Origin of the sequence: Virgibacillus sp. Bac330, from assembly GCF_003667845.1 — a bacterium.
GTDB lineage: Bacteria > Bacillota > Bacilli > Bacillales > Amphibacillaceae > Virgibacillus > Virgibacillus chiguensis.
Genome location: NZ_CP033048.1, coordinates 3743634 through 3756218 on the forward strand (window position 1 = coordinate 3743634; position 12585 = coordinate 3756218).

10 protein-coding genes and 1 pseudogene are annotated in these 12585 nt (G+C 37.7%); 2 read left to right on the forward strand and 9 right to left on the reverse strand.

The features are described from left to right. Nucleotides 1–17: 17 nt before the first annotated feature. The 3 genes from D9780_RS17365 to D9780_RS17375 form a co-directional block, all read right to left on the reverse strand. On the reverse strand, nucleotides 18–1286 hold the full coding sequence (locus tag D9780_RS17365) for a PTS sugar transporter subunit IIC (RefSeq protein WP_073008290.1): 1269 nt from the start codon (nucleotides 1284–1286) through the stop codon (nucleotides 18–20). Between the two features lie 582 nt (nucleotides 1287–1868). Beyond that, nucleotides 1869–2411, reverse strand: coding sequence for a GbsR/MarR family transcriptional regulator (locus tag D9780_RS17370; protein ID WP_121640992.1), 543 nt, complete (start codon nucleotides 2409–2411; stop codon nucleotides 1869–1871). Nucleotides 2412–2570: 159 nt separating this feature from the next. Next, on the reverse strand, nucleotides 2571–2954 hold the full coding sequence (locus tag D9780_RS17375) for a hypothetical protein (RefSeq protein WP_121640993.1): 384 nt from the start codon (nucleotides 2952–2954) through the stop codon (nucleotides 2571–2573). A gap of 108 nt (nucleotides 2955–3062) precedes the next feature. Between D9780_RS17375 and D9780_RS17380 the strand changes: the two genes are divergently transcribed. Continuing rightward, nucleotides 3063–3338: a hypothetical protein gene (locus D9780_RS17380; protein WP_121640994.1), complete on the forward strand. Its 276-nt coding sequence runs from the start codon at nucleotides 3063–3065 to the stop codon at nucleotides 3336–3338. Nucleotides 3339–3676: 338 nt separating this feature from the next. Continuing rightward, nucleotides 3677–3811 (forward strand): annotated as a pseudogene (locus tag D9780_RS21475) (helicase); the annotation flags it as partial. Between the two features lie 306 nt (nucleotides 3812–4117). On the opposite strand, the gene D9780_RS17390 reads toward D9780_RS21475, so the two are convergent. The 6 genes from D9780_RS17390 to arcA form a co-directional block, all read right to left on the reverse strand. Beyond that, nucleotides 4118–6127, reverse strand: coding sequence for a methyl-accepting chemotaxis protein (locus D9780_RS17390; RefSeq protein WP_121640996.1), 2010 nt, complete (start codon nucleotides 6125–6127; stop codon nucleotides 4118–4120). A 377-nt stretch (nucleotides 6128–6504) separates the two neighbouring features. Beyond that, the gene (locus D9780_RS17395) at nucleotides 6505–6993 is read right to left on the reverse strand and encodes an arginine repressor (RefSeq protein WP_162985916.1); all 489 of its coding nucleotides are present in this window, start codon (nucleotides 6991–6993) and stop codon (nucleotides 6505–6507) included. Between the two features lie 163 nt (nucleotides 6994–7156). Then, complete coding sequence (gene arcC, locus D9780_RS17400; RefSeq protein ID WP_121640998.1) at nucleotides 7157–8098, reverse strand: carbamate kinase; 942 nt, start codon at nucleotides 8096–8098, stop codon at nucleotides 7157–7159. Nucleotides 8099–8130: 32 nt separating this feature from the next. After that, nucleotides 8131–9558, reverse strand: a complete 1428-nt coding sequence (arcD, locus tag D9780_RS17405) for an arginine-ornithine antiporter (protein WP_073008329.1) — start codon at nucleotides 9556–9558, stop codon at nucleotides 8131–8133. A gap of 47 nt (nucleotides 9559–9605) precedes the next feature. Continuing rightward, nucleotides 9606–10622, reverse strand: coding sequence for an ornithine carbamoyltransferase (gene argF / locus D9780_RS17410; RefSeq protein ID WP_121640999.1), 1017 nt, complete (start codon nucleotides 10620–10622; stop codon nucleotides 9606–9608). 129 nt (nucleotides 10623–10751) lie between these two features. Beyond that, nucleotides 10752–11984 (reverse strand): arginine deiminase, encoded by a 1233-nt coding sequence (gene arcA, locus D9780_RS17415; RefSeq protein WP_077701858.1) that lies wholly within the window; start codon nucleotides 11982–11984, stop codon nucleotides 10752–10754. Nucleotides 11985–12585 lie beyond the last annotated feature (601 nt).

Genomic DNA, 12585 nt, shown 5'->3' on the forward strand with positions numbered 1-12585 from the left:
CATTTATAAAGCGGCACTTAAACTGTTTTTTCGCTCTCTTTTTTTATTTCGTTTGCTTCCATTGCTTTAAAGAATGGCAAATAGATAAGCGTCATTAAAATTAAACTAAGGAAAACAAATACAACTGCTCGCCAATCCAATGTCATGAGGAAGGCTCCTACCCCAGGTGGTAAAAATCCTGGTGGGTTAGCAATTGGCATACCCATTAGACCAGATGTCATGCCAAAATAAGTTAATGTCGTAACAATAAGTGGACCAAAGACAAAAGGAATAAACATAAATGGATTTAGTATGATTGGAGCGCCAAAGATAAGTGGTTCGTTAATTCCAAATAACGAAGGAATAATGGACACTTTTCCAATCGCATTTAAATTTTTCGCTCTTGAACGCATCATAAGTAATACGAGCCCTAATGTAAGTCCAGAACCGGACACTTGTAATATGTTATAGTATAACCCAAATGTAAAGATATGGGTTACATCAGCACCCGCTGCGTAGTTGGCAATATTTTCCGCTTGGTAGGTGATCGCAAATGGCGCCCATACAGCAGAAGTAATTGCTGGACCGTGTAAACCAAAAAACCAAAGAAATTGCGTTAGAAATATAACAATTAATAAGGATGGCAAGCTATCCATCGAACTGATTGCTGGTGCTAGCACATTCATAATTACTTGCGGAAAGGCAACCTCTCCTAAACTCGTCGATAAAATAGCTATAGTAGAACCGAGTAGAATATTAACAATCATTGGGAATAAATTACTAAAGCTGTCTCCTACCATTTGTGGTACGCTGTCTGGCAATCGGACAACCATTTTTTTCTTAATCATAAAGCGAGTCACTTCAACGCTTAAAATAGCAGATATAATACTAACGAATAACCCTTGTGCTCCTAAATAAGTCATATCAAGTCCATTTTCCGTAACAACACCGCTCAGAATCACATGGGTAATTACAGCTGTAATCCCATATTGCGCAGAATGCATCGCATACTTTTTCGCCAAGGAATCAGCAATAAAGAATGCAGCATAAACGGATAACAAACCATTTGTAAACTTATCTGGATACGTTAATTTATCAATATGGTTAGCAAAAAACTCATGAATAGGGCCGCTTTGGAATACGTTCATAAATGCAATTGGCAATATAAAAAACGAACCTATAATGATAATTGGAACAATTGCAATCATTCCGTCTTTTATTGCTTGTAAGTGCTTCTGTTGCTCCACTTTATTCGCAATCGGCATCAGCCATTTCATTAAAGTGGACTGAAGTTTTGAGCTGTTCATGGTGACCTCCTGTTTGTGAAGTATTTTTCTTGCTTGTTATAGCTTAACTATAATTGAAAACGGTTTTTACCAGCAAATAAACATTTTCCGCCATGCTAGGAAACGGCATGACATGTAGGGGAAAATCCTAGGTCAAAAAGAATGAAAGCCGTGCGTATTGTGCTATGTTGTTACACACAATCCCCTCTTTCCTATATGCAAGAACAAAGGCTCAGGGCGCCCGGTTAGCAACGTAGCGAGTGGAACGCGAATCAACGAAAATTTTAGGAATCATGCTCCTGCAACAGGAGTATGCGGGCTTCCTATTTAGAACGAACCGACGACTTAGCGTAGGGGAATAGAGTGAAGTCGCCTAGTTGCTGGGCGCTGGAGTCGGACGTGGTAAATAACTTAGTTAGTTTATCTACAGCTGCAAAATTTTATAATTTCCTAGATCATAAAAAAAAAGACCCGTTCTAATATACGAACAGGTCTGCTTTACATAAATCCACAGATTTTACTTATAACACCTATTTATTCATGCTATCCTTCATAATAATTTTAGCTATGCTTCGTTTTACGAATACATAACAAACAGACGTCTCATTTATCCTCGGCTTTTGGCACATGCTTAAAAATCTCACCAGACTCAAAAAATTCAATAAGCCGACTTATCCAATCCAAGTAATCGAGCGAACCTTTAATTTCTACTAATAAATTATCCAATTGTGCTTCTAATTCTGCGTTAAGCATACCTTCCTCACGCACATGCAACAATTTTTTATATAAGCTATGTTCATGCAATTTACTTTTACTAATGGTTTTCCGCCAATTGGCTGTAAACAAAGCAATAAACGTCTGATAATAATCGTTTTCTACTATTACTAAATCCTTGCGAACACCTTTCATAAAAACTTTTTCTGCGAGGTTTAATTCAATCATTTCCCGAACAACCTGGCTCATCCGCATTTTACTCATTCCCATAGCTTCAGACAATTGCTCAAGCGTCATCGGATCCCTATTTAACGAAATAATACCAAATACACGTCCAACTGTCTTGGAAACTCCAAATGTATACACATTATCTGCTATCTTTTCAACAACTTGATTCTCTAATTTTTCAATTTGATTTTCCAAGTTTTCCATGCCATTTTTCTCCTTGAACAATTTCTATGTACAAGTAAATATACCACAGTTTATTTTAAAAACAAAAAGACAAAGGAGTAGCTATTGTAAGAAAAATGAAGCATTTATAAGAATACACTATTATAAAAAGTATAAAATATATTTTTTATATATGTTATACTATATATGATAATATTCGCTATATTCGGAAAAGTCCGTGTCTTTCGTTTCATAAATCAGATTACCATCTTTTAGTTTCGCCCCGCCCCCAGCTCCGGCTAGACGGGCATCTTGAGAGGGGGAACCAACATACTTTTGTTCCACTTGTTTTGTCGTTGTCTTTGGGCGTTCTGTTCCTCGAAAACTGATAACAACTTCCTCTGTGTCGGGGTTCTGTAAAACATAGCCATGAAGGCCGGTGTCTTTATCTTTGATGGTTTCGATCTTTTCCCATGCTATAAACACATTTTTGTTTTTTATGTATATTTTATTTTGAATGTCTTCATACGATTCATCTGATATAAAACTAGCTTCAAAGTCTGTAATTTTTGAGGTAGAACTCATGACAGGCATTCCTTTCTGTAATTGATAGAAGAGGTGATTTTATTGAAAAACATTAAAATATTACTATGTTTTATTACTGCTATTATTATACTATTAGGAGGTTGCAATGTGAACCAAGAAGAGCATATTTACGATGATCAAACAATCGCTAAAGCTAAGGAAGCGACTCAAAATTTTATTAAGAATAATTTTGAAGGCGTTGAGACTATCGAAGTAGAAGAGCCATATCGTAGTCCAATGGGGGCTATGAAGTCAAAAGGAAAAGTAAATCAAGAGTTTAAATTTACAATAACCATAAATGAAAATTATTCAGTAGATGGCATTAGTGTAGAAAAAGGGTTCCCAAAAATAAAAGAAGAATGTCAAGAGAAAGCGTGCGACTAAACAGGACGGTATTCGCCATGTGGAAACATCTTATTTCCTTTATAGTTATCACCATAATGCTTGTTGGATGTAATGTGAATTCTTCCAACAATATTAGTGATGGCCTAACCATCCAAAAAGCTGAGAAATCTGTAGAAAGCTATATCAGAAATAACTACGAAAACGTGAAAACAGTCAAAGTTGGTCGAAACCAGCGAGCAATACAGAAGATACTAAATGTGAAAATGCTGTTCGAATGATAAAAAGTACCATTAATGATTCTAGCAACCTTTCACAATTTAAAATTGATTTTATTCCGAAGGGTTCTTATCATAACAATACAAAAGTTCGCCTGAATAAATTTCCCTAAAGGGTTCTACCTAAGAAGAATTAACGATGTATTATGGCTTCGAGGTTACCTTGCTGATCATTTGCACGTATGGAACCCAGGCGACCACTTTATTTTTTGTCAAACAAATTTCAGAAAAACTTAGCTATCATGACGATAGCTATCATTTTTCTTATGCTATAAACCATTTAAAAAGTTATACTTTCCTATAGTGAAAAAAAGCAATGCATTCCCTCTGTAAACTAGGAATAAAATTGCTTTTTTTCAAAACATTAAACAGGGGATAAATGTTTAGTCAACCTATCCTATTTGATGTTTCTTATCCGCTATACACAAATATTCTCACCTAATCCATATAGGTTCTCATTGCTAACAAGTATGGCTCTAACTGCGACATCAAATAAATGACTACCATCGATATGGCGATTTCTTCACGTTATTAATGATCTCTCTAAAATGTAAACTTCGTCATCATCTGATGAAGCTCGTCTGCTAACTTCTCCATTTTTTCTGAATTACGCACAATCTCTTCCATAGAACTACTTGTTTCTTCTGTAGTCGCAGATATTTCTTCTATTCCAGCAGCAGCCTGTTCTGCACTAGAAGCAACCTCCTCAATCGAACGATTCATAACTTGGCTTGACGCTGTCATATCACGGAGATGATTGGACATGTTTGTAATATGCTCTCCCATTTGAGCGATAGATGTGTTGATTTGTACAAATGTTTCTAACGTCGTTTGAATTTGGCTTGCCCCCACTTCCACCTCTTGGTATCCTGTTTGCAAAGATGTCGTTACGTTCATTGATTCTTGTTGAATATTGTCGACAATTTCCGTAATATCCGTTACAGATGTTGCCACTTCTTCTGCAAGCTTTCTTATCTCCGTGGCTACTACGGCAAAGCCTTGTCCATGTTCGCCTGCACGAGCAGCTTCTATAGAAGCATTCAAAGCTAATAAATTTGTTTGATCTGCAATATCATGAACGATCGTAATTAATTCACTAATCTGTTTTGACTGCTGATCAAGACCCCTTACTTTTTCAACCGCCTCATGAACAATATGATAAATGGTATCCATTTGTTCCTTCGATACTTGCATTCGCCTGTTTCCCTCATCTGTTAAGTTTTGAACTTTTTTAGAGTTCGTCTCCGTCAGCTCCCCTTTTTCATTCACACCTTTCATTTTCGTGTCAAATTCACCCATCCCATGAGCTAACTGATTCGCACTATGAGCTTGCGTCTCTGAACCTGCAGCAAGTTCCTCCATCGTTGCAGCAATTTGGTCTGTACCAGCATGTACTTCATTCGCAAATTGCGTTAAGTCTTCACTATGATGACGAACCGCCTCGGAAGCTGTCTGCATTTCATCCAGTAAATGGCGCATATTTTCCCCCATCTTATTAGAAGCACGAACGAGTTGCCCTGTTTCATCTGCTGAATGTGCGATTAATGGTGGGTCGCTCAAGTCACCAGCAGCAATCTTATTCATGCGATACATAACAGATTTAATCGGTTTTGTTATTCGATTCGTAATGAGCAAGGAAAGAATGACACCGATAATAATAACGATAATCAAAGCAACAACAATAGGTATAATGACACTTTTGGCTTTACTGGCAAATTCCGCTTGATCTACTGTTCCACCAATAATCCAGCCAGTAGTTGGATTTGTAACAAAGCTGATCACTTTCTCTTCGTCATTTACTTCGTATTCCAAAGATCCTTGCTTTTGCGTATTTGTTAACTTTTCAAACAAAGTCTCATCCATCTGCTGTCCTACTTTTTCTTCCTCTGGATGAACAATATAATGCCCTGCTTGGTCAAGTACCATTGCATATCCCGTTTCTCCTATACTTACCTGATTTACCATATCCATTAATGTATTGATCGTTACATCAACAGCAAATACACCCTGCAACTTCTGTTTATCATAATAAGCCCTTGCTGCTGTCAACACCGTTTTTCCTGTACCCTCATCCACATAAGGGCGCGTCCAAATCGTCTCTCCATCTGCTTTTACAGCCTGTTGATACCAAGGTCTTTCTTTCGGGTTGTAGTTTTCATCTAAATCACCTGTAGGATCAATCATATCCCCTGTCTTTTCATCACCTGCATATATAAACGCAATCGAAGCATGAGCATCTTTAGTCTCTTGTAAACGTGATATTAATTCCGCATGATTTTCTTGTTTATACTCCAACAGCAAGCTATTAACAGTATACTCTTGAATAATATTGTCTGTATTACTAAAAAACATGTCAAAAGTTTCACTCATGCTTTTCATTTGGCTTTCTGAACTATTTGTCAGTTCATTCACCATCATTTTAATGGTAAAATTATAACTAATAAGTGCAACTGTTCCACCTGCAAATAGAATGAGCAGTGTAAAAGGAATAAGTAATTTTGTTTTTATTGATTTTTGTTTAAAAATATGTCGGTTATTCTTGTTAGTGACCATATCTTCTCCCCTAACAATGTAGTTATAAATGATAATACTTGCATGAAGCAACCGGATTTTCAATATTATAAAAACTTAGCTAATCATTTTACTTACACTATATTCCTTAAAACTTACACTTTCCTAGTACTAAAAATTCGTTTTTAATAACAAAACCAAGAAAGTTCGAAGGTAAATCCAGTCACAAGGAAGTTCAAGATAGAGTGCTCTTTCATTGGCAGCTGTTCGTAACCTTTGGAAACGTAGCTTATCATCGTTGAAAGCCGTTGTGTTACATCTTCTATAAAGACTATAATTTATACTTCCTAAAACCCCCTTAGGAAACAGCGTATTTAGATGATAGACTTATCCAATACATAGCATCCATTCTGTGAAAACTAGAATTCTTTTAAATTTGTCGTTGTAAGGAAATTTATGGAATTAAATCGATATTCTATGTTATTCGCCTCCATTTTCGTTCGGCAAAGCAATAAACAGTTGTCGTCTCCGCTAATAATACCAGCAATCTCTTTCCAATGAAGGCACTCGATGAAATAACCAATCGCTTTAGCATTGCCTGGTTCTGACTTTACAATTACAAAATTACCTGAAACATGAACAGATAATATCGTATCAGAAAATAATTCTTGCATTTTTTTTATCGGGTGATTCATATATTTATTAAACTTCTCAAAAAAGCCATATACGTTATCCCCATTTGGGAAACGCTTTTTACCTATCTCCATTTCTTTTAAATCTTTAGAGAGTGTGGACTTTGCTACATGATAGCCAGCGTCAGACAATCGTTTGCGTAATTCCGCTTGCGTTCCAATTTCATTTGTCATAATAAGTTCTCTTATTTTGCGTTGGCGCTTTTGCTTATTCATACTAGTTTCCCCCTGGAATATGTGAGAGAATCTGTAAACATGTAAATGCATGTTTATACTCTTTTCAATACGATCCACAAAACGTAAAGCTAACCCGCTTCGACATATTATGATGGAAAGATACACCCACATCATTTACATTTACGATTCTCTCCTATTTTTCCTATGCTTTAACGATCGTTCCAGCACGACCCTCTATCGCTTCTAATGCTTTATTCAGTGACGTAATAATGCATTTCCTTCCTAGTTTTGATTCAGCAAACGCGATGGCAGCCCTTATTTTGGGAAGCATACTACCCGCAGCAAACTGTCCTTCTTCAGCAAATCTTTTTAGATCTTCTACCCCTACTTCATGAAGCGCTTGTTGCTGTGGAGAATTATAATTCGTATATACATGCTCGACTTCAGTTAAAATCATTAAAGTGTCTGCTTGAATGAGTTCAGCTAATGTCTCGGAGGCAAAATCTTTATCAATGACTGCTTCCAAGCCAAATATTTTATTGTCTTGTCGATATACTGGAACACCTCCGCCTCCTGTGCTAATGACAACAGTATCGTTATTAACCATTGTTTTAATGACCGCATGCTCTAAGATGCTAACAGGCTGTGGGGAAGGGACAACTTTCCGAAAGCCTCGTCCAGCATCCTCACGAAATTGTACATCATCTGTTTGCATTTGTTTTTTAGCTTCCTCTTCGGAGTAAAAAGGACCAATAGGCTTTGTTGGATGACGAAAAGCTTCATCAGTAGGATCTACTTCTACACGTGTAACAATAGAAGCAACTTCTTTATTCAATCCTTCTTTCTGCAATTGTTCGTCTAACGCATTTTCCAACCAATAACCAATCATTCCCTGACTCATTGCCCCACATGTATCTAAAGGCATGGCAGGTGTTTGTTCACTATCTGACTGTATTTGCTGTAATAATATATTGCCAACTTGAGGACCATTTCCATGGGTAATAGCTACTTGATAACCTTGTTTTATAATCTCAATTAATTGTTCTGCTGTTTGATTTAATGCTTTCTGTTGCGCTATAGCAGTGGCGCTTCCAGATTGAATCGCATTTCCACCAAGCGCAATAACGATGCGTTTACCTCTCATATTCCCACTCCTTTTACAGAATATTTAGTTTTTTAAATATTTATTTTTCCTGTCAATAATCCAGCTAGTGCGATAACACCTAGGATAACAATGATAAACATGAACATTCTTTCTATTTTTGTATCTTGTTTTTGAATATTATTTTCTTTTAATGCCCATTTATAAAGAATAATGCCTGGTGCATACAGCAACATTGTTAACAATAAATAATCGATTCCAGCTGCATATACAAGCCATATTGCATAAATACTTGCAATGACACCGACGATTTTTTCCTTTTTACGTTTTTTCACTGATTGATACGTTTCGCCCGTTAAAGTCAGTTTTACTTGATAAAATGCAGACAGCATATACGGAATTAAAATCGCTGAAGATGCTAGTGAAAAAGTAAAGTTATAGGCCGTTTCTGAAAATAAAAGAGTAATTAGAAATAGCTGTACGAGTCCATTTGTTAGCCATAAAGAGTTAACAGGTGCTTTATTTTTATTTTCTTTGGCTAACCATTTAGGGAACACATTATCTTTTGCAGTGACATAAGGCAATTCAGCCGCAAACATCGTCCATCCTAGCCATGCTCCCATAACAGAAATAATTAGCCCGAGGTTAATAACAATGGCTCCCCATTTTCCGACAATTTCTTCCATCACATAAGCCATAGCTGGGTTAGGCAATGCGGCTAACTCCTCTCTAGGCATAATCCCTAAGGAGAGTAAAGAAATTAAAATATAAATAAGCAAGACACTGATCAAACCAATGACAGTTGCTTTTCCAACATCAGAGCGATTTTTCGCCCTACCCGACATAACAACTGCGCCTTCAATACCAATAAACACCCATAATGTTACAAGCATCGTACTTTTCACTTGGTCTGCAACAGATCCCCACGAAAACCCTTCACTTCCCCAAAACTCAAATGTAAAAGTATCCCATTTGAATCCAATAATTGCAATGATAAGAAACAGGAATATGGGGATTACTTTTGCAATCGTAGCAATTGTGTTAATAAATGCAGCAGAGTTTATCCCTCGCAGTACAAGGTAGTGCACGAGCCATAAAGCAACAGATGCTCCTAGTATACTGGCTATATTTTGCCCCCCTTCAAATACTGGGATAAAATAACCAATGGAGGAGAATACCAAGGTCGCGTAGGCTACGTTTCCTAACCAAGCGGATAACCAATAGCCCCAGGCACTATTAAAGCCTAAAAACGTGCCAAACCCATCTTTCGCATAGCTGTATATACCACTGTCAAGTTCGGGTTTTCTCATTGTTAAATTTTGAAAGACAAAAGCAAGTGCTATGATCCCAATTCCAGTTATAATCCAGCCGATAATGACGGCACCAGCATTGGCTCCAAGCGCAATATCTCCCGCTAAGTTAAATGCGCCTCCACCGACCATGGAACCAACTACAAGCGCAATCAACGCAACGAGACTTAGCCTTTTATCGTCTTCGCCCATTTTATTCACCTTCTTTTAAAGAGTAGGGAGAAAAACGTTTCTCCCTCTTAGCTTTTTACATTTCCGTTTGTCGCAGCCATCACAGCTTTAATTGTGTGCAACCTATTTTCTGCTTCTTCAAATACAAAGGAATTTTCACTTTGAAAGACCTCATCTGTTACTTCCATTTCTTTAAGACCAAACTTTTCATAAATTTCTCTACCTACTTCCGTCTCTAAATCATGAAAGCTTGGTAAGCAGTGCAAAAACATCACTTGCTCATTCCCTGTTTTTTCGAGCATTTTTTTATTTACTTGATAAGGAGACAGTAATTCTATTCGCTCTTTAAATTGATCCTCTTCTCCCATAGACACCCAGACATCTGTATAAATCACGTCAGCCCCCGAAACTGCTTCATCAATGTTTGATGTAACTGTTATTTTTCCGCCAGTCTCTTTAGACACTTCCTTGGCATAAGCAATGACGTCTTGTTCAGGAAACAAACTCTCAGGTGAACAAATGCGTACATCCATACCGACTTTTGCACCACCAATTAGCAAGCTATTTCCCATATTGTTTCTGCCATCACCTACATAGACGAGTTTCACGCCTTTAAGATGGCCAATATTTTCTTTAATTGTTAATAAATCAGCAAGAATTTGCGTTGGATGAAATTGGTTCGTTAATCCATTCCAAACTGGTACGCCGGAATGTTCGGCTAGACCATTAACTGTGCTTTGTTCAAATCCTCGAAATTGAATACCATCAAACATTCTTCCTAGCACAATAGCTGTATCACGAACAGACTCTTTCTTACCAAATTGAATATCATTCTTTCCAAGGTACTCTGGGTGAGCTCCTAGGTCGATACAAGCAACCGTAAAAGCACATCGCGTTCTCGTTGACGGTTTTTCAAATAATAAAGCAATATTTTGCCCCTCCATGTAGCGATGCGTGATGCCGGCTTTTTTCTTTTCTTTAAGATCGCTAGCAAGATCAAGCAAATAGTGAATATCTTCTGTTGTAAAATCTTTTAATGTTAAAAAATGTCTACCGGCTAATTGATTTGTTAAAGTTGTCCCCATATTTCTTCCTCCTCGTAGTTGGGTAGAAGAAGGTAAATGGATAAGATGTTCCTTCTTCTATCCACATTCATTTGATCAAAATCTCACAATAACTGTTTCATCCCTATTCTTTTTTCTCCTAGAATTGATTTAGATATCTTTACGAACAAGTGGCATACTCATACAACGCGGACCGCCACGCCCTCTAGATAATTCAGAACTGATAACCTCTATAACTTCGATTCCATGTTCGCGAAGTAGTTTATTGGAAACATAGTTTCGGTCATATGTGACAACGACGCCTGGTGCAATCGCCAATGTGTTCGATCCATCGTTCCATTGTTCTCTTGGTGCCGCAATAACATCCCCACCACCACATGGAATTAACGTTACTTCCTTCAAACCTAGCGCCTCTTTCAACGCCTCCATTAAATTCGTTTTGTGGGTAATCTTGACTGTATCTTCATCTCTTCCTTTTTCAAGAACATAAATATTCATTTCGCCTTTTTTATTTTGAATTTCTGGATGAATGGTGAATTTATCGTAATCCACCATTGTGAAAACAGTGTCTAAATGCATGAACGCTCTGGATTTTGGTATTTCAACAGCAACGACTCGTTTCATATCTGCTTGTCGTTTAAACAGGTTGACAGCTAACCGTTCAATAGATTTCGCCGCTGTTCTAGCACTAATTCCAATAGCAACGGTATCCTTGCTTAACACAAGCTCATCGCCACCTTCGATTGGATGCGGGTAGTCTCTGTCTAACCAGATTGGAATATCATATTGCGCATATCTTGGATGATGATGAATAATGTAGCTCATAAATAAGGATTCTCTCCTCCTAGCTACTTCTCGCATCGTATTAATCGTTAAACCATTGCCAATTGTTGCTGCTGGATCCCTCGTAAAATATAAATTCGGCATTGGGTCTAAATAAAATGGATAATGGTCATCTAATAACTCATACAAATGCGTCTTTTTATTTACTGGAATCTCTGATTTCCTAATACCAGCCATTATTTTTTTAACCATTGCTTCTGTTTCAAACGATAGTAAATAATCAACAATTTGTTGCGAAGAACCATTCATGCTTAAATTGGATTCCTTAAGCACATCTGCCACAAATTTCTTTTTTAAGTCATCTGTATGAAGTGCTTCTGTCAATAAAGTTGTAAGGTACAACACTTCTATTCCTCGATTGCGTAATGTTTGAGCAAAGTAATCATGTTCTTTTTGAATAAGAGGTAAATATGGAATGTCATCAAATAGCAAATGTTGTAAGTACTCAGGAGTTAAATTTTCAACTTCCTCACCTGGCCGATGTAATAAAACAGTTTGTAATTCACCAATTTCTGACGTAACATGTAATGGATGTTTCATTTTAATGACCTCCTAAAATAAATGTTTTATCTTTCACTATCTATCTTAGTTTTCTTTCGTTTCCCCTGGTGTGTAAGCGATTACGGTGAAGTCGTGAAATTTTTCTTTATCTCACTGGCAAATATCGACAACTTTTGTATAAGAATCCCACACGCTAAATGTGAGTTTATTCACATTTAGCGTGTGGTTATTTTATTCTTACACCCTCTCGTTCTATTTTATAGATGAGGCGGCGAACATTTTTAGACGAACAGGAGCGAATTACGTGCGAGGATGAGCGAGTTTCGATGAGCGGGAGCGAATTACTCGCGAGGATGAGCGTTTACGACGAGCGGGAGCGAACTCTACGCCAGGATGAGCGATTTCCTACGAACGGGAGCGAACTCTACGCGAGGGCGAGCGAGTTTTCGACGAACGAGAGCGAACTCTACGCGAGGGCGAGCGAATTTCAGACGATCGGGAGCGCATTTCGCGCGAGGATGAGCGAGTTTCGATGAGCGGGAACGAATTACTCGCGAGGATGAGCGTTTACGACGAGCGGGAGCGCATTTCGCGCGAGGATGAGCGTTTACGACGAGCGGGAGCGAACTCTACGCCAGGA